Source organism: uncultured Psychroserpens sp. (genome assembly GCF_947501425.1).
Lineage (GTDB): Bacteria > Bacteroidota > Bacteroidia > Flavobacteriales > Flavobacteriaceae > Psychroserpens.
On sequence record NZ_CANMVN010000003.1, the window covers coordinates 100,556 to 122,658 of the forward strand.

Genomic DNA, 22,103 nt, shown 5'->3' on the forward strand with positions numbered 1-22,103 from the left:
AAATATTATGATGAATACATCTTTAAAAACAAAAACCATGAAAACTTTAAAATTATTAATCTTTACATTATGTGTTTTACCATTTGCAGTATCATGTTCTGATGATGACGACACACCACCACCAGTAAATGAAGAAGAGGTAATAACGACCTTAACAGCTACATTGACACCTGCTGGTGGCGGAACAGCCATTACATTACAAACAAGAGATTTAGATGGTGATGGTCCAGATGCACCAGTAGTAACAGTTTCAGGCCCTTTAGCTGCCGGAACAACATATAATGGCTCCTTAGAACTTTTAAATGAAACTGAAAGTCCTGCTGAATCTATTAATGTAGAAATTGAAGAAGAAGATGACGAACACCAGTTCTTCTTCCAGGCTACAAATAGTATAGCAACATTTGCATATGTAGATTTTGATGGCGATGGTAATCCTGTTGGATTAGAATTTACATTAACCACAGCTGCTACAACTGGTACTGGAAATGTAACTATTACATTACGTCACGAACCTGCTAAAGATGCTGCAGGTGTAAGTGATGGTGATATTAGCAATGCAGGTGGAGAAACTGATATAGAAGCAACATTTGCTGTTGTGGTACAATAAACCTTCCTCATAAACTTTAAAAAATCCTTTTCATTGATTTGAAAGGGATTTTTTATTGCCATAGAACTATAAAATCATACTATTCAAACTACAGAGTATTAGTCAATCTAATAAGTTGTATTTTTGCAAAATAGATTCGGAAGAGATTATGACTGAAATAGACTATGCTTTAAACCAAAAACAAGATACTGAAATCATCGAACTTGTTGGAACAGTATTATGGAATAAAGCGAGTGAAACATCCAGCTTTACCGAACTATCACAATACGAACAACACTTTATCTACATAGATATCTTTGAAAGTGAACTGATTAATGGAGGGATTTTCGATTTCTTTTACAATACCTCTGGAGCTTATGCTCACCAAGTTCTGGAAGCATATCAAGCTATTAAGGCTGATGAATCGGCAAATCTGGTGCATGAGGCACTTAAAAGCTTTCCTGAATTACCTGTTCCAAAAGATATTTTGATGAGAAGATCATTGATGAAAAATATTGATGATTCTATAGAGAAACAATGGGAAGCTTTAGAAGTATCATTTCTGAATTCCAAAGAAGATATTGTGTCTTTATTAATTGATTACATCAAAGTTCATAAAACGTATTTTGAGTATTAATCTGGTATATTCCACAACACCTTATTCCACATGATTACGCATGTCAAAATTACCAAAAGCACACAAATTTATTGATCTTTCAGATTATGGAAGACCACTAGCGCGACTAATTGCCATGTCGCTAAAAAGTACCAGTTTTACTCCTATCCATGTCACAATTGCATTTATTATTTCAGGAATAATAGGTGTCATTTGTATTATAAATGGTGCGTTTTGGACAGCTGCCTTATTTCTAATTCTTAAATCTGTTCTGGATGCTGCAGATGGTGAACTTGCCAGAATAAAGCAAACACCTTCCTATACTGGACGCTATTTAGACTCGGTTGCTGATATCATCTTAAATGGTATCATATTAATCGCTATATGGCACATCAGTAATTCTAATATTTGGATAACAGCATTAGCATTTATAGGCATTCAGCTTCAGGGCACCTTATACAATTACTATTATGTGATTTTGAGAAATAAGTTCAATGGAGATACCACAAGTCGTGTATTTGAAAATGAAACACCTCAAGCTTTAGAAGGTGAAAAGCAAAGTCATGTTAATATGCTATTTGGACTGTATAAATTTCTCTACGGAAGTTTTGATAAAGCTATCTATAGCTTAGATAAAACTGCTTCTCAAGATAGAGCAACACCTAATTGGTTAATGACTGCTATTTCTACTTTTGGATTAGGATTTCAATTATTACTTATTGCTATCTTACTGGTTCTAGAACAAAAGGATTATATCATTCCTTTTTTTGTAGCATATTCTACTATGATATTTGTTTTTATAGGCATTAGAAAGCTACTTTGCAGTAACTAGCTTTTAATTGATATCTATAATAGTCTCCTCAGCTTTCTTTTCCGAAGAAAACACATAGGTGTAAATCCACATCAATGTAAATGTTGGAATAAAGTCAGTTCCCGGAATGATCTCTTCAATAAATGAGAATATTCCAGCAAGTTTACCTGTATTCCCTTTATAAAGTCTGGTCATTAAAAATCCTGAAACTGGAGCCCAAACAATATCGATAAATGGAATCATACCAATAGCATCAAAGATGATACTTAGGACTAGTTTTTTTTGTTTTGAGATTGTGTTTAATGTCATAATTTGTTTTGTAATTCTTTAATTATAAATCAAATAGTGTTCCATAATCAAAACTATGACAGTTTTTCACTAATGAGCTTTAAAAACTCGGTTCGTGTTTCAATGTTCTCGAAAGCGCCTCTAAACCCAGAGGTAGTTGTAGTTGAATTTTGCTTTTGCACACCTCTCATCATCATACACATATGAGAAGCTTCGATTACAACAGCTACACCTTCAGGCTTTAAGGTGTCATTGATACAATCTAAAATCTGTTCTGTCAAACGCTCCTGCACTTGTAGTCGTCTGGCAAAAACATCTACAATTCTTGGTATTTTACTTAACCCAACAATATGACCATTAGGAATATAAGCAATATGTGCTTTCCCAAAAAATGGTAAAATATGGTGCTCGCACAATGAATACAGCTCAATGTCTTTAACAATTACCATTTCGTTATACGATTCTTTAAACATTGCACTTTTCAATATTTCTGCAGCATTCTGACCATAACCTTGTGTCAAAAACTGCATAGCTTTAGAAGCACGCTCAGGTGTTTTCAGGAGTCCGTCGCGCTTTGTGTCTTCACCAAGATCTTCAATAATCTTCTCATATCGTTTTTTAACATCATCTGTAACCTGAATATTATATTCTTCAAATTTCTGGTAAGGCATTGTATTTTAAAATTAAATTTTAATAAATGTAGGTAAAATAATTCATACATAATCAGAATAATTAATTATCAAAAGATTAACAGTAGTGCTATTATTTTAACGTTTACTTATGAAAATTCAGCGTGTAGCATAGGTAGTTTTGTAGACCTATCTATAACTAATAACTATAAGTGCTTTTACCACTGGTATCAGCCAACTAATAAAAATCATATAATGCAATTGCGTTCTGCTTTAACACTACTAGCTGCCTTCATTTTTTTACACATCAATGCGCAAGAAAAAAAGACGTTAAATATCACGCGTACAGAAAAAGCTCCTAAAATAGATGGTATATTAGATGATGACATCTGGAAAAATGCTGAAATTGCTACTGATTTTATACAGTTTAGACCTGAGATGGGAGTTACCTTATCCCAAAATGAACGCACAGAGGTTAAAATGACTTATGATGATGATGCAATTTACGTAGCTGCTTATTTATACGATAATCCAGATGAGATTATGAAGCAATTAACAGCTCGTGATAATTTTGGACAATCAGATTTCTTCGCACTAGTATTAAACCCAAATAACGACGCTCAAAATGACACACAGTTTTTTGTGTTTAGTTCTGGTGTTCAGGCAGATGCTTTAGCCTCTCCTAGTATTGGTGAGGACTTTAGCTGGAATGCGGTTTGGGATAGCGCAGTAAAATTGCATGATGACGGATGGTCATTAGAAATGAAAATTCCTTACAGAACTTTACGTTTTGATAATCAGGAAGCTCCAACATGGGGATTACAGTTTCATCGCCATTTTAGAAGATTTAGATCACAATATACTTGGAACCCAATAGATGTCACCAAAGGTAATATTGGATTATATCATGGAGAATTAAATGGTCTGGAAGGTATTGAACCTCCTACCCGACTTATCCTTTATCCATTTGCAACGGGAATTGTAAATTCTTTTGATGGTGAAACAGAATCGGATGTAACCTTCGGAATGGATGTAAAATATGGTATTACAGAAAATTTCACATTAGATGCCACTTTAGTACCTGACTTTAGCCAAGCTGGTTTTGATAATGTTGTTCTTAATCTCGGACCTTTTGAACAAACCTTCTCTGAGCAACGTCAGTTTTTTACTGAAGGTGTCGATCTATTCTCTAAAGGAGGACTCTTCTTTTCCAGACGAATTGGTAGCGCTCCAACTGGAGAGGTAGAACTTGCCGATAATGAAACTATTGATCGTCCTGATGAAGTTAAAGTTTTGAATGCCATTAAAATTTCCGGACGAACTAAAAATGGTTGGGGACTTGGTATTTTTAATGCCATAACCGAAAAAACTTCGGCACGAATCACAAATGAAGACACTGGTGAAACTCGTGAGGCTGTAGTAGAACCTTTTACCAATTATAACATTTTGGTTGTAGACAAACAGTTTAGAGGCAATTCGTCTTTAAGTTTGATCAATACAAATGTGATGAGAGAAGGCAGTTTTAGAGATGCCAACGTCACTGCTGCAAGAGCAGATATTGTGAATAAGAGAAATACCTTTCGCTACGTCGCTGAAGCTAAAGTAAGTCAGGTGAATTATCAAAATATAGATTCTGAAATAGGTACAAGTACGTTTTTATTCCTCGGAAAAGTTGCTGGAAATTTCCGTTACAGCTTTGATCACAGTTATGCAGATACTAAATATGAGATCAATGATCTCGGACTCCAGTTTAGAAATAACTTTAATAATTTTGGTGCTGACGCCTCTTATCAAATCTTTGAACCTAAAGGCAAACTCAACAATTACCGCGTCAATGCTTTTGTTAATTATCGTATGTTAGCTAGTCCTGGTGTTTTTGCAAGATTTAATTTTGGAGGTGGTTACAGAGCGACAACGACAAAGTTAGATGCTTATGGTTTCAGACTTAATATAGAACCTGGAAGGCAATATGACTTTTTTGAATCTCGTGATGGCAGACCTTTTATTTTTGAAAATTTCGTAAGTACAGGTGGTTGGATCTCATCTAACTATAATCGTGTTTTTGCTATCGATGTAAGAGCTAATATCGGTACTTTATTTGAAGATGGCAGAGATCTGTTTACCTATGATTTCGAAATTAGTCCACGTGTTCGTTTCAACGATAATTTTCTTATGGTTTATCGTATCAACTTCAATCATAGAAATGGAGATCGTGGTTATGCCACTGCTGTAGATGATGAGCCAATATTTGGAGAACGCAACCGACAAATTGTTACTAATAGTATTTCGGCAAATTACACATTTAATCCTTTTAATGTATTGGCTTTAACCTTCCGTCATTATTGGGATACTGTCGATTATGATTATGAAATGTTTACGCTTCAGGACAACGGTAGATTAACATCAAACTCTGGATTTAACAGAGATAATATAGGAGGTGATCCAAATATTAATTTTAGCACCTGGAACATCGATTTGAGTTATTCATGGCAATTTGCTCCAGGAAGCTTCTTAACGGCACTTTACAGAAATCAGCTATTTAATTTTGATAATATGTCTGCGGCATCCTATGGTGAAAGTCTAAATAATCTATTCGAGCAACCCATTCAAAATACATTCTCATTACGCTTACAGTATTTTATAGATTATAATAATGTCAAGTCGATGTTAAAAAAGAAAAACAAATCCAATTCTTAAATTGTCCATGACCGCATAAAGTATTAAATTGAACACTTTATAAATTGTGCATGATATCAGCTAAGAACATTCATAAATATTACGGAGACTTACATGTATTAAAAGGTGTAGATCTCAATATCAAAAAAAGCGAAGTGGTTTCTATTGTAGGCGCTTCTGGAGCTGGAAAAACAACTTTACTTCAAATTCTTGGGACCCTTGATCAGATAGAATCAAATACTGCAAGTGAATTGTTTATTAACGACACACCTGTTGCTGAATTGGGAGATAAAGACTTAGCGAAATTCAGAAATAAACACATTGGTTTTATTTTTCAGTTTCACCAGTTATTACCAGAATTTACAGCTTTAGAAAATGTGTGTATTCCTGCTTTTATCTTCGGAAAATCGCAATTGCAAGCAGAATCAAGAGCTAAAGAATTATTAGATTTCCTCGGACTTTCCCATCGTTATGACCATAAACCTAATGAACTGTCTGGTGGTGAACAACAACGAGTGGCTGTAGCCAGAGCTTTAGTAAACAATCCTGAGATTATCTTTGCTGACGAACCTTCTGGGAATTTAGATAGTGAATCTGCTGAAAATCTCCATAATCTGTTTTTTAAATTGCGTGATGAGTTTGGTCAAACCTTTGTCATTGTCACGCATAATGAAGAACTGGCAAATATGGCCGATCGTAAACTGACGATGGTTGATGGAAAGATTGTTGGGTAAACTATTACTCTATAGTAATCAAACTACGATACTCGATTTCCACACGATTTCCGAAGGTAAAATCAAAATAATTGGCATCGCCTTTCTTACCAGTAACCTCTAATTTAGCACGACCAGTTTCGAGTCCGTTTTTATCAAATACCTTGGCATATACGATATCGTTGAAATCTTGGTCAAATATGATATAGAGGGTTAATAAATTATCATTTCCGCCTAAAGGATTATCTTCAATACTAAATTTACCAGTGCTCAAGCCTTTCTCCTGTAGATCTTTAGATAACTCTATTCGACTTTCTAAGGTCTTATCAATGCCTTCAGAAACACCTTCGATAAATTCGGTTGCCGATTTGCCTACTACTTCACCTCCAGCATTAATGGTATCTTTGGTTTTATCCTTAACGCGTTGGCATGAGAATAGTGTGAAAATTGCTAATAATACAATGTAGATTGGTCGTTTCATAAAGCTGGATTATACCTACAAATCTAATCATTTTATACTATTGTAACAACTGACAAAGAACCGTAAATTTGCATAACTAAAACATCACTTTTGAACAGAAAAGAGCTTAAAGAATTTTTAGATACCAAAGTCGAACAATACAATCACCCTAGATTTATTGAAAGCGATCCCATTCAAATACCACATCAGTTTTCAAATAAAGAAGATATTGAGATCTCAGCGTTTTTAACAGCTACCATAGCCTGGGGAAACAGAAAAAGTATCATCAATAATGCCACTAAAATGATGAATTTACTTGGGCAATCTCCTTACGATTTTATTCTAAACCACAAGGATAGTGACTTAGTGAAGCTAAAGCCATTTGTACATCGTACTTTTAATGGTGACGATTTTATTCAGTTTATCAAAAGCTTAAAGCATATCTACACTAAACATAACGGATTGGAAGCTGTGTTTTCAAAATATGCAGAAAGCAATAGTCTTCAGCTTGCTATTCACAAGTTTAAGGAACATTTCTTTGAGATTGAGCATTTAGAACGCACCAAAAAGCATGTGAGTGATCCTTTAAAAAATTCTGCAGCCAAACGTATCAATATGTATTTGAGATGGATGGTAAGACAAGATTATAACGGAGTTGATTTCGGGATTTGGAATAGCCTCTCTCCCAACCAACTCTCTTGTCCGTTAGACGTCCATTCCGGAAATGTAGCACGCAAATTAAAACTGCTAAAACGCAAACAAAACGATGGTAAAGCACTTGCTGAATTGGACAATGCTTTACGGCGTTTAGATCCTAATGATCCTGTAAAATATGATTTTGCGCTATTTGGCTTAGGTGTTTTTGAAAATTTTTAACAAACCAAGCTCATTAGTACTGCTATTGTACGTATCAACATATCTTTAAACTGAGCTAATGACATTTTATCATATTCCTAATATAACATCTGCTAATAATTTAATATGGAAAAAAATTAATCATACAGAGAGTTTAACAACTTACTCTATTATTTGTTCAATACTTCCACACTTCAACATTACATCACCAAAATATGGATTTAGAACTTGTTCTTCCTTACTTATCCAAAATGCACCATTGTTATTGTCAGCCATTGGGCAAAACTGCACAAATAACTTGTTATTCACATCGTCAAAGTTTCTAACCATTTCTATTAGCTTATCTGAAATCATTTGAAACTGTTTACGCTGATGTTCCAAACTCATATTTTCATTTATACCTTTAGATATTTTATGTAGAATAGACCAATAATTATACGTTTGTTCTCTTTGGTTTACAGGTATTTCTTCTAATGCTTTTCTGAATGCCTCACTTTTAGATGAAGCCATCGATACATCAGACTCAATTAAGGCATCTTTCAGATTGATATAAGCGTCAATAACAGGCTGAAAAGATTTTTCAACGGTACTATTAAAATCAACTTTTTCTGCCATTATATCCATCTTATGACCTTCATGTTCTGTCATGGTTTTACCACTTTCTTTATTCATCATCGACTTTTTACCTTGAAGCTGTGCTGAAGCATCAACGGTAAATGTACCATTAGTAACAATCTCATCACCATCCTTTAGACCATCAATCACATCATATTGTTCACCGACCTGTTTTCCTAAAACAACTTCTTGCATTTCAAAAATCGGTTCGTTAGGATTAGTTTTTAAATACACTACTGAACGTTCACCTGTCCACAATACAGAAGAAGTTGGAATAGTTAATTTTTGTTCTGAATCAGAGGATATGTTTTCAATAATTCCTTCTACAAACATACCTGTCTTAAACTCTCCATTTCTGTTGTTTAATACAACACGAAGGTCAACGGTTCTTGTCTTTGGATTCATCATTGGGTCAATAAAATCCACTTTCTTTTTAAATTCTTTATTTGGATAAGCGTTCGTAGTAACGGTAATTTCTTGTCCCTTTTTAAATAGTTCTATCTGGTTTTCATAGATATCAAATAATGCCCAAACAGTATTTAAGTTAGTTATCTTTAACAATGCCTGACCTTGTTTTACGTAATCACCTTGTTCTACTAACTTTTGCGATACCGTCCCTGAAACAGTAGCATATATTGGAAAGTTTTGCTTTATATTTCCTGATGCTTCAATTTGATTTATTTGACTATTTGAAATTTTCCATAATTTCAATTTATTACGGACTGCTTTATATAATTCAGGTTGTGATTCTTTCATTGTAGAAGCCGTAATTAACTCTTGTTGTGCTGAAAACAATTCAGGTGAATAGATAGTTGCCAATAACTGACCTTTACGAACTTTTTCTCCGACTGAACTTACATTTAGTCGTTCAATCCTTCCTGAAAAATAACTTGCCTGAACTACATTGGCATCTTCATTTTCAGCAATCTTTCCTGATAGCTTAATTGTAGCATTATCAGTTGTATTATTGCCAACAACAGAAGTTTGAATGTTTGCTAAAGCCATTGCGTTTTTTGATAACTTAAATTCATTAGCGTTCAATCCAACAGAACTTGTTTCGGCAGGAATTAAATCCATGCCACAAATCGGACAATCGCCAGCTTCAGGTTGCATAATCTGTGGATGCATAGAACATGTCCACATTTGTTCTGATTCAGAAACTTCACTATGGTTATGCTCTGCATTGTCATTAGATGAACCACCAAATAACAACCATCCTAAAAGCAAACCAACTGCTAATATTCCGAAGTAACTAAGAATTTTATTATTTTTCATCTTCAAGTCGTTTTATCATTGCTTTCATTTCTGCTATTTCTCTTTTTTGTGCTTCAATAATATCATCTGCCAATTTTTGAACTTCTGCATCTTCAAAATTTGCATTAGAACTTGTGAGAATGGCTGATGAATGATGAGGTATCATAGCCTTCATCCATTGAATATCTCCGATAGGTGTCTGTGTTCTCAATCCGTAAAGACAACCGAAAAATACGATGAATGAAACACCAATAATTGAATAGTTAACTTTAGTATTCTTATACATATTCCACATAAATAATAGCATTGAAATTGCCATAGGCGCAACCATAAGTAAAGTCATATAAGTTCTTGTTGTACTCAATAAAACATGGTCTAATTCAAATACATTTAAAAACATAATAGCATACATCATAATAAATGATACTAACATCATTAGACCAAATTTCTTGTAGTTTGATTTTTTTATATTGTTGTGATTTTCCATAATATTTAATTTGATTATTTACTTAATTTTAAAATTCTGATTGCACCTTGAATGACTAATACGAAAACTATTATTCCTATTACTAAATCTGGTAATCCAGAACTGAATTGATTTACTAATACGCCTGCTACAATTACTCCAAGATTTATGATAATGTCGTTAGATGTAAAAATCATACTTGCACGCATGTGGGCTTCTTTACTTTTTGATTTTTGTAATAGATATAAACAGACACCATTGGCTATTAATGCAAATATTGAAACAATAATCATTGTTGAGAACACAGGTAAAGCCTCGAAACCTAAAAATCTACGTACAACTTCAATAATTCCTAAAACAGCAAGTGTAATTTGAAAATAACCTGCATACTTTGCTATTCGTTTCTTTTTCAAAACACTTCCCCCAACTGCTATCAGACTTAACGCATATACAAATGAATCTGCTAACATATCTAAGCTATCAGCTACTAATCCCATTGATTTTGAAATTAGCCCTGTACTCATTTCAATAGCAAAGAACACAAAGTTTATGATAAGTACAATCCACAATAACCTTGATTGTTCAGCTTTAGATTCAACAATAATTTCATCCGTTTCATGGGAACTAACTAAACTTTCATTTAGATTTAATTCCTTTATTGAATCGCTAATAATAGTTATGTTACTGACATGATATACAGTTAGGGTTCGCTCTTCTAAATCGAAATCAAGTTGATTAATGCCATCAATATCTGAAAGTTTCATCTTAATTAGATTTTCCTCTGATGGGCAATCCATTTTTGATATTTTGAAAACTGATTTTTTCATTTAAAAGATTAGCATTAAACTCGCCATAACTATCATTATAGCGTTCTCAATAAAGGTGGCTTCTGTCATAGGTAACTTTAAGGCAGTACCTAAACAAGCACATCGAATTGATTTTTTATCTAAAAGTGTTTTTGTAACTCCAATGGTGGTAATTCCTAATACAACAAGCGTTATGATTAAAGCAATATTTACTTCAAATCGCATTAAGAACATCAACCCTAAAGCTGTTTCAATGAAAGGGTAAATCCAACCATAAGCAGGAACTTGTTTTGCCAATGGGTCGTACATTCTAAAAGATTCTGGAAATCCTTTTAAGTCTAACATCTTGAAGAAACTGAACACGATGTAGAACAAGCCCATAAAGTCTAACATAACTTCACTCCAATTCCAATTTTTAAAATGTAGTAATATACTTGCTACTGTTATATAAAACAGAATAAGCAATAATGGTTTTAGCTGTTGTAACTTGCTTTTTTCTTCTTCTGTTTCAAAGTTTGATGATTGCGTAGAAGCAAAAACGTTCTTCTGTTCTTTTTCCGTAATGGCATATTTAGAGGATAAAGCCTTTTGAAGTTCGGGAACTTCAATATGGCTATTCATAGTAACTATAGCTTCTTGGTTTTCAAGATTAACTTCTACATTAGTAACTTCTTCTATACTACCTAAACTATTTTCAACAGATGCTTTGCAACTGCCACAGGTCATTCCTGTAATTTTATATGTGTGTTTCATGTCTTTTTACTTTTATCAATTATATATTAACTTCCATTAAAGAAAGGCAACACTAAAATTTAATGTTGCCTCTTTTGCAACTAATTAGTGTTCATGTCCATTAGCGTTATGGTCTTCGTTCTTTACGTAATCCATTCCGCATTTTGGGCATTCTCCTTCTTCATCGCTACCACTTCCTTCACAATGCATTGGGCATACGTACGCGGAAGCATACTCTTTCTTTTCTGCCTGATCTGTTTTAGTAGTTGTATCGCCTTTTTTGTTGTCTTTACACGATACTGTTGTAAGCATAAGACTTACTAATAAGATTCCTAAAATTGTTCTTGCTGTTTTCATTTTTAATTGAATTTATAGTTAATATTAATTGAGTTTATTGTTTTGGTAATTTGATTTGTACTTCGCTTATCACGACATTATCAACGTGTCCTGCTATGGAATCATCAGTAGTCTTAAAATGCATGTGCATATTGGTTGTATGATGTGTAAAAATTGCCTTATGCTTTGTGGAATAAAAGCCTAAAATCAGGACATCACTATTGGTTAATTTGCCATTTAAACCTGCTTCTTTATGCTTCTTGTGGTTATGAACCATATCGCCATCTTTCCAATTAATGACGTGCCAATCTAAAGACGATACAGTTCCTTCAATTAGGAAAGGAAAAGGCTTTTCTGTATCAACATTATTAGCTTGTGCCAACTCAAAAATTTTAGCTTCTAATTCTGATTTAGTTAATGCATCATTCATTTGAAAAGTATTCCATTCTTCGATTTGTGCATAGACCAATAATGAAGCATTAACGTCATAAGAATCATTAATTTTTATAGCATCATTAACAACTAAACTATTACTCGCTTTACTGTCAAAAATCTGTATTTCTCCTTTGAGATTTTCTATTGCTCCAAGAGCGTAAAAATGTTCTTTATTAGATAAACTATCCAAGCTAATTGTTGACGAAATATTCCCTGACATAATTGTTCTTAAAGCACCTGAATGATTAACTTCTGTGTTTGAAGTTTTCTTTTCATTAGATTGACATGATAAAACAACTAATGTTGTTACCATTATGGCTATTTTATATATTGTTTTATTCATGGTTTACTTAGTTAAATAGTTAATGATGGTTCTCTGTAAATAATAGCTTCTGATGGCTTCTATTTGGCTTATTTGAAACTTTAACTGCAATTCTTGAATATCCAAAACATCATTAAAATCAATCGTTCCTGTTTCGTAACTTTTGACCAAAATAGTTTCAGCATCTTTTGCCTGTTTCAAATTTTTGACTTGTGTATTGTAGCTTATTCTTGCAGAATTAGTCTTTTTTATAGCTTCGTCAAGCAAGGTTTCTAAAGTGTTTAAACGACTTTCTTTTTGTGCTAAAATCTCCTGTTGTTTCAACTCATTCTGTTTCGATTTCGATTTATACTTGTTGTTGAAAATTGGAATTGAAAGACTTACCATCGGCATAACAATATCTTTTCCGTTATCGCTGAAATCCATATTAGGTCTTTCAGAAACTGCTATGTAATCCAATCCAAAACCCAACATTGGATTACTCTCTTTTTGGTTTAATAATTCTGATTGTTGTATAGATGTGAAAAGTTTATCATATTTCAATAATTCAGGGTGCAGAGCTAAATTTTCAGAATCAAATAGGTCATTTGCAGATGGTATTATTAAATCATTTACGACAATTACTTCTTTGTTTTTATCTCTGTTGAGTAGCTTATTAAATTTGGTTAATTCAGCTAAATAATCCTGTTCTAAGACTTGCTTTAACTGCTCCAATTCATTCTGTCTCATTTGTAAACGCAAAACATCTACTGTTGATGCTTTACCTACTTCTACAGAGGTTAACGCTAATTTTTCATAGGTTTTCAGTAATGCAATATTTTCATCTAAAACAGTCTGTTTTTCAATTAGAGCATACAGATTATAGTAGGATTGTGATACAGACGCAACCAATTTTCTTTTTGCAATGGCTATATCTTCATAAATAGCATTAGATAAAGAATTGATGTAATTTTCTCTTGCTGTAATTTCTCCAAAAGATGGTAACATTTGCGTTGCCGAAATCTTAAAACGTTGCGCTCCTGTCCGAGTTTCAGGTTCACTCACAAAATAACCAACTCCTAATTGGGTATTGGGTAATGTGTTTGCTTCGTTTACTCGCTCTGTTGCTACTTGATACTTTAATTCAAAAGTTTGAATTTCAGGATTATTTGCTAATGCTTCATTAGTTAAAACTTCCAACTGTTGTGCATTAGAAATGCTAATCATTGAAGCCGTAATAAATATAATATATAGTCTTTTCATCTTACTGCTTTTTTAGTTGTAATTCTTGTCTCCAACTGTATAGAACAGGAACAACAAATAAGGTTATTAAAGCGATAACCATACCACCAAAACTTGGTATCGCCATTGGAATCATAATATCACTTCCACGTCCTGTTGATGTCAATACAGGTAATAATGCCAATATGGTTGTTGCTGTGGTCATTAAACAAGGACGAATACGTTTTGTTCCTGCTTCAACTACAGATGCTCTTACCTCTTGTTTGGTTTCAGGTGTATTCCTGTCAAATGTTTGGGTTAAATAGGTTGCCATCACAACACCATCGTCAGTTGCAATTCCGAATAGAGCAATAAAACCAACCCAAACGGCAACACTTAGGTTAATTGGGTGCATTTGGAATAAATCTCGAAGGTTTTCTCCAAAAAAGTTGATGTTTAAAAACCAATCTTGACCATACAACCAAATCATTATAAATCCACCTGCAAAGGCTACTGCAATTCCTGTAAATACCATAAACGAAGTGGCAACTGAACGAAATTGAAAATAGAGTATTAGAAAGATGATAAGTAAAGCCAATGGCACTACTACTGAAAGTGTTTTTTCAGCTCTTATCTGATTTTCATACGTTCCTGTAAATTGATAACTGATACCTTTGGGAACAACTAATTCTCCTGAATCTATTTTTGATTGTATTAAAGCCTGTGCATTTTCAACAACACCAACTTCTGCATAATCATTAAGCTTATCAAACAAGACATAACCAATTAAGAAAGTATCTTCACTTTTTATGACCTGTGCGCCTTGCTCATATCGAATATCAACCAACTCTCCTAATGGAATAGGATTCCCTTTCTCGACAGGTACATAAATATTCTTTAAGTCCGTTGGATTTGCTCTAAGTTCTCTTGGATAACGCACACGAACACCATAGCGTTCTCGACCTTCAACTGTTTGGGTTAATACCATTCCACCGACAGCGACTTTTAGAACATCTTGCACATCTTGAATCGAGATTCCATATCGTGCTATCTTGTCTCTATCTATATCAATTAAAAGATATGGTTTACCAACAATCCTATCAGCAAAAACAGCTTCGGTTTTAACACCCTCCACTTGCTTTAAGATTGTTTCTAATTGTACACCAAAATCTTCAATTTGTTTTAAATCCTGTCCCTTTACCTTAATCCCCATTGGCGCACGCATACCTGTTTGTAGCATGACCAAGCGTGTTTCAATAGGTTGTAATTTTGGTGCAGACGTAATGCCTGGCAATTTTGTTACACGAACAATTTCATCCCATATATCGTCAGAAGATTTTATTTCAGGTCGCCAATTCCTGTAAAACTTGCCATCATCATCTTCAATAAGGTCTTTAGAACTAATTTCAGGCATTGTAACGGCTTCATCTGAATAATTAGGACTACTTGCTGTTGTTCCGTTTTTAAGTTCAAATAAGCCATCTTCATTAACCTTATAGCGTTGACGTTCTCCATTGTCATTCAACATATATTCAGGTTTATATTGAATTAAGTTTTCGTACATAGACAAAGGTGCTGGGTCTAAAGAAGATTCTACTCGTCCTGCTTTTCCAACAACAGTTTCAATTTCAGGTATACTTGCAACAGCCATATCTAATTGCTGTAACACTCGTTTGTTTTCCTCAACTCCTGCATGTGGTAATGAGGTTGGCATTAACAGAAATGAACCTTCATTAAGGGATGGCATAAACTCTTTACCTGTGTTTTTCATAATTAAAAATCCACAAATAACAATAGCTGTTGGTATTGACAAAAAAATAAGTTTGTTATCTAAGCACCATCTTAAAATACGTGTGTAATGATTTCTGAATACAGTAAAAACCCCTAATAGTCCAAAACAGATAACACCAACGAAAATGAGATTCCAAAAAATGCTTTTGTCAACGCCTAAAGGTCTCCAATATTCAGCTAAAAGAAACACTATTGCTAAAGCTGAAATAGCAATATTAACATAGTTCACTTGATTTTCAGATAATCTATTTTGATATTTTAGAATTGCTGAAACACCAAAACCAATAAGAATCAGACCAAGCCAATAACCATAAATAATTACTATTAATCCAAATAGAATTAAAGCACCATTGATAATAAATTTTGAAACCTTTTTAATACTTCTTTTCTGAAATAAAAAGGAAGCAAACGGTGGAATTAAAAATAAAGCAACAATGATTGAAGCTGTCAATGCAAAGGTCTTTGTAAATGCCAAAGGTCTAAACAATTTGCCCTCTGCACCTATCATAGTAAACACAGGAATGAAGCTGATAATTGTGGTTAAAACTGCTGTAAGAATTGCACCTGAAACTTCGGAAGTTGCATTATAAACTACCGTATTAATTGGTAATTCTTGTTCATTCTCATCTAAATGCCTAATAATATTTTCGGAAAGAATTACGCCAACATCTACCATTGTACCAATAGCAATGGCAATTCCTGAAAGTGCAACGATATTGGCATCTACTCCAAAGAGTTTCATTGCTATAAACACCATTAAGACAGCTACAGGAAGTAATCCTGAAATAAGTACGGAAGCACGAAGATTAAATACCATTATGATAATCACTAAAATGGTAATGAGAATTTCTAAAGTTAATGCCTCGTTGAGTGTGCCTAAAGTTTCTTTTATGAGTTCTGACCTATCGTAAAACGGTACTATGGTAAGTTGAGAAGTTCGTCCATCTTTTAATTCTTTTGTGGGTAAGCCTGAACTTAATTCGTTGATTTTTGCTTTGACGTTGTTGATGACTTCTAATGGATTTGCGCCATATCTTGCTACGACCACACCACCAACAACTTCTGCACCTTCTTTATCTAAAATACCTCGTCTTGCTTTTGGTGCGAGTGATACTTTTGCAATATCCTTGATTTTAATTGATGTGAAATCTTCGGAAGTAACAACTGCATTTTCTATATCTGAAATAGACTTAATATAACCCAAACCTCTAACCAAATACTCGGCTTGATTAATCTCAATAGTTTGCGCACCAATGTCTTTGTTACTCTCTTTTACAGCCTTTACAATATGATGTAAGCCAATATTGTATTGTCGCATTAATTCAGGGTTAACATCGACTTGATACTCCTGAACATAACCCCCTATTGAAGCAACTTCTGAAACTCCACTTGCAGATGACAAGGAATACTTTACATAGTAATCTTGAACACTTCTTAATTCGTGTAAATCCCATCCACCTGTGACATTACCGTTTTCGTCTCTACCTTCTAATGTGTACCAAAATACTTGACCTAACCCTGTGGCATCAGAGCCTAAAGATGGGTTGACTTCATTAGGTAATAAATTATTTGGTAACGAGTTTAGTTTTTCGAGGATTCGGCTTCTGCTCCAATAGAAATCTACATCTTCTTCAAAAATGATATAGATACTTGAAAACCCAAACATTGAAGAACTACGAATCGTTTTTACTCCTGAAATCCCAAGTAATGATGTCGTTAATGGATATGTAATTTGGTCTTCAATATCCTGTGGCGAACGACCTTCCCATTGGGTAAATACAATTTGTTGATTTTCGCCAATATCAGGAATGGCATCTACTGCAACAGGGTTGCTTGGTAAAAAACCTGTATCCCACTTAAAAGGTGCATTTACAATTCCCCATCCTACAAAAAGGACGAGTAACAAAACAGCTACAAGTTTGTTTTCTATTAAAAATTTGATGCTTTTATTTAGCATAGTATTTGATAATTAAACAATTAGACATTGGTGTTGTGAAAACTCCGAATACTGCAAATTATCCTTACGACATAAAGCCATAGGATAAAAAAGTCTATTGTTTAAAAATCAAATTAAATAGGTCTCGTCAATCTTGTAGATTTGCCTGACGACGAGTGGTGGTTTGTATTGTTGAAATGTTGATACTTCTTTATCAAACCCTTCAAAAAGATTAATATAAGAATATATAAATGAAGCTACGAATTGCTGTTGCTCAAAGGTAAGATTATCAAAAGAAATTTTTAACTCGTCTTGACCATCTGCTACTAATTGTTCATCGGTACAGCAGTTCTTTTTGGTAATCGAGCAACCATCAGTTGATGGATTTTGCATTTCCACTCCACAACCTTTTGCCTTTTTAAAGACAGTTGTTTCGACCAAAGTATCTCCACAATAATGCATATTCACAGTAAATGACATTGTAGAAAATAGCACTACAAAAGCCATCAGAAAAGACGTTATTTTATGGAATATTTGTTTCATATTAATAACAAAGGTAGAAAAAATCTTTTCAATTAAAATTGGGTAAACTTTTACTTAAAAAAATTGTAATACAATTTGTAGTAATTATTTGCATTAATAAGTATAAAGATTTATTTAAACTTCATATTTACACTAAAAAAAATAGAGTATAAAACATCATGTCTGTCATTTGTTGGAATTTATATGAAATATAGCATTAAGCCGTATAAATTATACACATCAATATGTATTTAAGATGGATGGTAAGACAAGATTATAACGGAGTCGATTTCGGGATTTGGAATAGCCTCTCTCCCAACCAACTCTCTTGTCCGCTCGACGTTCACTCCGGAAATGTAGCACGCAAATTAAAACTTCTAAAACGCAAACAAAACGATGGTAAAGCACTAGCTGAATTAGACAATGCTCTACGACGTTTAGATCCTAATGATCCTGTAAAATATGATTTTGCGCTATTTGGCTTAGGTGTTTTTGAAGGATTTTAAGATTCAGTTGATTATCTTTAGAGCGTAATCAACTCATCCCATTATGAAATTAAGACTTTTATACCTTTTTGTATTGTCTAGCACTATCGTATTTGCTCAAGATTTACAAATTCCAATAGACACCACTATTGTTACTAACCACAGCACAACCATCAAGGGGAAATCGGTAAATTATAACGCCATGACAGGGTTTCAGCCCGTTTGGAATGAGGAAGGGAATGTGACTGCCTCATTATATTATACATATTACAAGCGCACAGATGTAAAAAACGGAAATCAACGACCATTGATTATTTCGTTTAATGGTGGACCAGGTTCTGCTTCGGTTTGGATGCACGTAGCTTATACAGGTCCAAAGGTGTTGAATATTGATGATGAAGGATATCCAGTGCAACCTTATGGTGTAAAAAGCAACCCGAATTCTATTTTGGATGTTGCTGATATCGTCTATGTCAATCCAGTTAATACAGGCTATTCCAGAAAAGTAAAATTAGCTGACGACATTTATGCAGACGATAAGGAGTTCTTCGGAATTAACGCAGATATCAAATATTTGGCGAGTTGGATCAATACATTTGTTACACGACAAAACCGTTGGGAGTCTCCAAAATATATTATTGGTGAAAGTTATGGTGGTACACGTGTTATGGGATTGGCCTTAGAACTGCAAAACAACCAATGGATGTATCTCAATGGTGTAATTATGGTCTCTCCTGCCGATTACAAGGTATTACGTGTTGGCGGACCAGTATCATCGGGATTAAATTTACCCTATTACACAGCAGCAGCCTGGTATCATAAGATGCTACCTGCTGAACTTCAAAATAAAGACTTGTTAGACATTCTACCAGAAGCTGAAAATTTCGCTGTCAATGAGCTGATGCCTGCGATTGCTAAAGGTGGATTTATTTCTGATGTGGAGCGAAAAGCCATTGCTAAGACAATGAGTTATTATTCTGGTTTATCTGAAAAAGTTATACTTCAGCAAAATCTAGATGTTCCGAATCGTTTTTTCTGGAAAGAGTTACTACGAGATAAAACTGGACAAACCATTGGAAGATTGGATTCTAGATATCTCGGCATTGATAAAGTGGAGACAGGTATAAGTCCGGATTATAGTGCAGAACTCACATCTTGGCTACACTCCTTCACTCCTGCTATTAATTATTACATTAAAAATGAACTGAATTTTTCTACAGATGTAAAATACAATGTTTTTGGTAATGTTGGCAATTGGGATCGCTCCAATGATAATGTTCGTGATAACTTGCGACAAGCCATGGCTCAAAACCCGTATTTAAACGTCTTGACACAATCTGGATATTATGATGGAGCCACTACGTATTTTCAGGCCAAATACAGCATGTGGCAAATAGATCCTAGTGGAAAAATGAAAGACCGTTTTACATTTAAAGGCTACCGAAGTGGGCATATGATGTATCTTAGAAATGAAGATCTTATCAAAGCAAATGATGACCTCAGGGCATTTATAAAAGCCTCGTCAGCAAATGGAAAAGCTGCTAAATACTAAATAAAAAAGGCTTCCTAAATGGAAGCCTTTTTTTAAATGATATATTCTATTAACCTTTCAACCAGGCTTTTCTTAATTCTTTTTGTGCTGCTGTAGCATTTTCATCTTCAATTAAAGATTGGCTAATTGCAGTTGCTTCGGTTAATTTTGTATTAATTTCAATAGGTTTTCCATCACGCTCTAAAGTCATCGTAATGTCCTGACCTTTCTGCCAACCAAACATACCACCAATAAGTTGTTGTGCATTTTGTAGCGACAAGTCTTTTCCATTGATTTTCTTGATTACATCACCAGCTTGAATACCTTGAGACTTCCAGAATGAATTGTTCAATGCCATTGGCGAAAAGAAAATAGTTCCTTTCTCCTGATCTGCATCAAAAATGATGTTTTGGCCACCAGCAAAAATATAATTTGTTGGTACTTCTTTCTCTCCTAAAGTTAATCCAGCTTTAGAGAAAAACACGTTGTAATCTATAGGCGTTTTTCCAACAACGTGAGTATTTAAAAATTCTCCAACCGAAGGGTAAGTCATTTCAGTAATTTCAGCAATGATGTTGTCATCTACAAAAGGTTTGTCTTTACCATATTTAGCAGATAGTTCTTTCATTAACGATAACATACTTCTATTTCCGTTACTTTCCTCACGCATCAAAATATCGATACACATTCCTATTAAAGCACCTTTCTGATACACATTAATATAATTTGAAGCATAAGGCTCTTCTAGGATATTTTCACTCATTTCAGTAAAACTCATGGCATCATCCATGTTTTTTGAAAAATTGATCTTCTGCATCATCGTATTGTAAAACTCATCATTGGTCATTAAGCCTTCATATACTTGAAAATGCTGAGCAAAATATTCTGTTACACCTTCATACATCCATAGGTGTTTAGAAAATGTAGGATCGTTATAATCAAAGTAGTGTACATCTTCAGAATGAACAGACAACGGAGTTACGATATGAAAAAACTCATGAGCAACAACATCAACTATAGATTTCGCCAAGCCTTCTTTAGGAGATGCCTCTGGCAACACAACTACTGTAGATGTGTGGTGTTCCAAAGCTCCGAATCCTTTCGGAGAGCCCTCACTACCATCTGCTAAATATAAGTAGATATCATAACGCGGTGTACTATTGATATCGCCTAAATATGCTTTTTGAGCTTCCATCATTTTATAGGCAGTTTCCTTTAAGCTAGCTGCACTATGTACATTATTTGGAGAATATACACTTAAAACTATTTTGATATCTCCTACCATAAACTCTTCAACATCCAAATTTCCGTACATCATTGGATTATCTGTAATGTCAAAATAACGAGGTGCAAAATAAGACGTTGTAATTTGAGTCCCATCAGAACTTGATGTCGAATTCGTATTTTGTAAAGCTGAAGTACGATCAAATGTTGCTGGAGCAGTAACATCTAATGTATATTGTGCATTCTTCAATGAATCAAAATAACCAATAAAACCATGTAAGTTCAACACGTAGTTTTTAGGTTCAATATTAGTACCTGATGGCGAGAAAGGCACTTCTCCTCCAATACCTCCAACGGCTTCCTGATCAAAAGTATCATTAACCATATAGGTTATTTTATCCAAGTTTGTAGCATCAGCAATGGTCCAAGTGTTTGTGTCTACCTTAGTCACTGTCATTTCTTTTCCATCGTAATCAATGGCTTTAAAATTGTCAATATACTTTCCGAAGTCACTAACAGAATAGGTACCTTGGACAACTTTAGGTAATCTATATGTTACCGTTTCCTGTGTAAAACGTCCAGGGTTTACCATTACAGGTGCTTTGTCTTCTACAACTTTAGATAAGTTTATAGATGTTGAAATTGGATTAGCAGTAGCTAAATCATTTACTGTGGATTTTGACGGTCCACATGCTACAAGTACAGTACTCAGAGCAAAAATAGATAGGGTTTTCTTCATTTTAATGATAATTTTTTTGCAGATATTTTCATCTGACGCACAAAACTACAATCTGTTACCAGCAATTTAGCTAAG

The 22,103-nt window shown here is 34.0% G+C and carries 20 protein-coding genes and 1 pseudogene; 8 read left to right on the forward strand and 13 right to left on the reverse strand.

Annotation, left to right across the window (positions count from 1 at the left end; translation table 11 throughout):
* Nucleotides 1-37: 37 nt before the first annotated feature.
* The 3 genes from Q0951_RS05375 (at nucleotide 38) to Q0951_RS05385 (ending at nucleotide 2,034) form a co-directional block, all read left to right on the forward strand.
* The gene (locus Q0951_RS05375) at nucleotides 38-607 is read left to right on the forward strand and encodes a type 1 periplasmic binding fold superfamily protein (RefSeq protein ID WP_299335194.1); all 570 of its coding nucleotides are present in this window, start codon (nucleotides 38-40) and stop codon (nucleotides 605-607) included.
* Between the two features lie 115 nt (nucleotides 608-722).
* Entirely contained in the window at nucleotides 723-1,223 is a 501-nt protein-coding gene (locus tag Q0951_RS05380; protein WP_299335196.1) for a DUF4375 domain-containing protein, read from the forward strand.
* Between the two features lie 40 nt (nucleotides 1,224-1,263).
* Nucleotides 1,264-2,034, forward strand: a complete 771-nt coding sequence (locus tag Q0951_RS05385; RefSeq protein WP_299335198.1) for a CDP-alcohol phosphatidyltransferase family protein — start codon at nucleotides 1,264-1,266, stop codon at nucleotides 2,032-2,034.
* Nucleotides 2,035-2,037: 3 nt separating this feature from the next.
* Here Q0951_RS05385 and Q0951_RS05390 read toward each other — a convergent pair whose 3' ends face one another.
* Together Q0951_RS05390 and folE are read right to left on the reverse strand one after the other, a co-directional pair.
* Nucleotides 2,038-2,322 carry a hypothetical protein gene (locus Q0951_RS05390; protein ID WP_299335200.1) on the reverse strand — a complete coding sequence of 95 codons (285 nt, stop codon included), beginning with the start codon at nucleotides 2,320-2,322 and terminating at the stop codon, nucleotides 2,038-2,040.
* A gap of 53 nt (nucleotides 2,323-2,375) precedes the next feature.
* On the reverse strand, nucleotides 2,376-2,972 hold the full coding sequence (gene folE, locus Q0951_RS05395) for a GTP cyclohydrolase I FolE (protein WP_299335202.1): 597 nt from the start codon (nucleotides 2,970-2,972) through the stop codon (nucleotides 2,376-2,378).
* A 213-nt stretch (nucleotides 2,973-3,185) separates the two neighbouring features.
* Here folE and Q0951_RS05400 point away from each other — a divergent pair, with 213 nt between their 5' ends.
* Nucleotides 3,186-5,627, forward strand: coding sequence for a DUF5916 domain-containing protein (locus Q0951_RS05400; RefSeq protein ID WP_299335204.1), 2,442 nt, complete (start codon nucleotides 3,186-3,188; stop codon nucleotides 5,625-5,627).
* Nucleotides 5,628-5,677: 50 nt separating this feature from the next.
* A complete protein-coding gene (locus Q0951_RS05405; RefSeq protein ID WP_299335206.1) occupies nucleotides 5,678-6,340 on the forward strand; it encodes an ABC transporter ATP-binding protein in 663 nt (220 codons plus the stop codon).
* A gap of 4 nt (nucleotides 6,341-6,344) precedes the next feature.
* On the opposite strand, the gene Q0951_RS05410 is transcribed toward Q0951_RS05405, so the two are convergent.
* Entirely contained in the window at nucleotides 6,345-6,800 is a 456-nt protein-coding gene (locus Q0951_RS05410) for a hypothetical protein (RefSeq protein ID WP_299335209.1), read from the reverse strand.
* Between the two features lie 90 nt (nucleotides 6,801-6,890).
* Between Q0951_RS05410 and Q0951_RS05415 the strand changes: the two genes are divergently transcribed.
* The gene (locus Q0951_RS05415) at nucleotides 6,891-7,655 is read left to right on the forward strand and encodes a TIGR02757 family protein (protein ID WP_299335210.1); all 765 of its coding nucleotides are present in this window, start codon (nucleotides 6,891-6,893) and stop codon (nucleotides 7,653-7,655) included.
* A 141-nt stretch (nucleotides 7,656-7,796) separates the two neighbouring features.
* Here the strand turns inward: Q0951_RS05415 and Q0951_RS05420 are convergent, their stop codons facing one another.
* From Q0951_RS05420 to Q0951_RS05460, 9 genes are all read right to left on the reverse strand, one after another.
* Complete coding sequence (locus tag Q0951_RS05420; RefSeq protein ID WP_299335212.1) at nucleotides 7,797-9,524, reverse strand: efflux RND transporter periplasmic adaptor subunit; 1,728 nt, start codon at nucleotides 9,522-9,524, stop codon at nucleotides 7,797-7,799.
* Nucleotides 9,514-9,990, reverse strand: a complete 477-nt coding sequence (locus Q0951_RS05425) for a DUF305 domain-containing protein (RefSeq protein ID WP_299335215.1) — start codon at nucleotides 9,988-9,990, stop codon at nucleotides 9,514-9,516. The genes Q0951_RS05420 and Q0951_RS05425 overlap by 11 nt, the downstream gene beginning before the upstream one ends.
* Nucleotides 9,991-10,004: 14 nt before the next feature.
* Complete coding sequence (locus Q0951_RS05430; protein ID WP_299335217.1) at nucleotides 10,005-10,796, reverse strand: cation transporter; 792 nt, start codon at nucleotides 10,794-10,796, stop codon at nucleotides 10,005-10,007.
* The gene (locus Q0951_RS05435; protein WP_299335220.1) at nucleotides 10,797-11,528 is read right to left on the reverse strand and encodes a heavy-metal-associated domain-containing protein; all 732 of its coding nucleotides are present in this window, start codon (nucleotides 11,526-11,528) and stop codon (nucleotides 10,797-10,799) included.
* Nucleotides 11,529-11,612: 84 nt separating this feature from the next.
* Nucleotides 11,613-11,864 (reverse strand): heavy metal-binding domain-containing protein, encoded by a 252-nt coding sequence (locus Q0951_RS05440; RefSeq protein ID WP_299335223.1) that lies wholly within the window; start codon nucleotides 11,862-11,864, stop codon nucleotides 11,613-11,615.
* Between the two features lie 34 nt (nucleotides 11,865-11,898).
* On the reverse strand, nucleotides 11,899-12,621 hold the full coding sequence (locus tag Q0951_RS05445; RefSeq protein ID WP_299335225.1) for an acetolactate decarboxylase: 723 nt from the start codon (nucleotides 12,619-12,621) through the stop codon (nucleotides 11,899-11,901).
* A gap of 3 nt (nucleotides 12,622-12,624) precedes the next feature.
* On the reverse strand, nucleotides 12,625-13,842 hold the full coding sequence (locus Q0951_RS05450; protein WP_299335227.1) for a TolC family protein: 1,218 nt from the start codon (nucleotides 13,840-13,842) through the stop codon (nucleotides 12,625-12,627).
* A 1-nt stretch (nucleotide 13,843) separates the two neighbouring features.
* Entirely contained in the window at nucleotides 13,844-17,548 is a 3,705-nt protein-coding gene (locus Q0951_RS05455; protein WP_299335230.1) for an efflux RND transporter permease subunit, read from the reverse strand.
* A gap of 108 nt (nucleotides 17,549-17,656) precedes the next feature.
* The gene (locus Q0951_RS05460; RefSeq protein ID WP_299335232.1) at nucleotides 17,657-18,070 is read right to left on the reverse strand and encodes a hypothetical protein; all 414 of its coding nucleotides are present in this window, start codon (nucleotides 18,068-18,070) and stop codon (nucleotides 17,657-17,659) included.
* A gap of 218 nt (nucleotides 18,071-18,288) precedes the next feature.
* Between Q0951_RS05460 and Q0951_RS05465 the strand changes: the two are divergent.
* Both Q0951_RS05465 and Q0951_RS05470 read left to right on the forward strand, forming a co-directional pair.
* Nucleotides 18,289-18,555 (forward strand): annotated as a pseudogene (locus Q0951_RS05465) (DUF2400 family protein); the annotation flags it as partial.
* A 43-nt stretch (nucleotides 18,556-18,598) separates the two neighbouring features.
* Entirely contained in the window at nucleotides 18,599-20,086 is a 1,488-nt protein-coding gene (locus Q0951_RS05470) for a carboxypeptidase (RefSeq protein WP_299335235.1), read from the forward strand.
* Nucleotides 20,087-20,135: 49 nt separating this feature from the next.
* Here the strand turns inward: Q0951_RS05470 and Q0951_RS05475 are convergent, their stop codons facing one another.
* Nucleotides 20,136-22,028, reverse strand: a complete 1,893-nt coding sequence (locus tag Q0951_RS05475; RefSeq protein WP_299335238.1) for a peptidase M61 — start codon at nucleotides 22,026-22,028, stop codon at nucleotides 20,136-20,138.
* Nucleotides 22,029-22,103 lie beyond the last annotated feature (75 nt).

Coding starts and splice junctions, on each gene's coding strand:
- Q0951_RS05470 (WP_299335235.1), top strand. CDS start 18,599: ATGAAATTAAGACTTTTATACCTTTTTGTATTGTCTAGCACTATCGTA.
- Q0951_RS05405 (WP_299335206.1), top strand. CDS start 5,678: ATGATATCAGCTAAGAACATTCATAAATATTACGGAGACTTACATGTA.
- Q0951_RS05385 (WP_299335198.1), top strand. CDS start 1,264: ATGTCAAAATTACCAAAAGCACACAAATTTATTGATCTTTCAGATTAT.
- Q0951_RS05440 (WP_299335223.1), bottom strand. CDS start 11,864: ATGAAAACAGCAAGAACAATTTTAGGAATCTTATTAGTAAGTCTTATG.
- Q0951_RS05425 (WP_299335215.1), bottom strand. CDS start 9,990: ATGGAAAATCACAACAATATAAAAAAATCAAACTACAAGAAATTTGGT.
- Q0951_RS05475 (WP_299335238.1), bottom strand. CDS start 22,028: ATGAAGAAAACCCTATCTATTTTTGCTCTGAGTACTGTACTTGTAGCA.
- Q0951_RS05375 (WP_299335194.1), top strand. CDS start 38: ATGAAAACTTTAAAATTATTAATCTTTACATTATGTGTTTTACCATTT.
- Q0951_RS05410 (WP_299335209.1), bottom strand. CDS start 6,800: ATGAAACGACCAATCTACATTGTATTATTAGCAATTTTCACACTATTC.
- Q0951_RS05400 (WP_299335204.1), top strand. CDS start 3,186: ATGCAATTGCGTTCTGCTTTAACACTACTAGCTGCCTTCATTTTTTTA.
- Q0951_RS05420 (WP_299335212.1), bottom strand. CDS start 9,524: ATGAAAAATAATAAAATTCTTAGTTACTTCGGAATATTAGCAGTTGGT.
- Q0951_RS05430 (WP_299335217.1), bottom strand. CDS start 10,796: ATGAAAAAATCAGTTTTCAAAATATCAAAAATGGATTGCCCATCAGAG.
- Q0951_RS05445 (WP_299335225.1), bottom strand. CDS start 12,621: ATGAATAAAACAATATATAAAATAGCCATAATGGTAACAACATTAGTT.
- Q0951_RS05460 (WP_299335232.1), bottom strand. CDS start 18,070: ATGAAACAAATATTCCATAAAATAACGTCTTTTCTGATGGCTTTTGTA.
- Q0951_RS05450 (WP_299335227.1), bottom strand. CDS start 13,842: ATGAAAAGACTATATATTATATTTATTACGGCTTCAATGATTAGCATT.
- Q0951_RS05455 (WP_299335230.1), bottom strand. CDS start 17,548: ATGCTAAATAAAAGCATCAAATTTTTAATAGAAAACAAACTTGTAGCT.
- folE (WP_299335202.1), bottom strand. CDS start 2,972: ATGCCTTACCAGAAATTTGAAGAATATAATATTCAGGTTACAGATGAT.
- Q0951_RS05435 (WP_299335220.1), bottom strand. CDS start 11,528: ATGAAACACACATATAAAATTACAGGAATGACCTGTGGCAGTTGCAAA.
- Q0951_RS05390 (WP_299335200.1), bottom strand. CDS start 2,322: ATGACATTAAACACAATCTCAAAACAAAAAAAACTAGTCCTAAGTATC.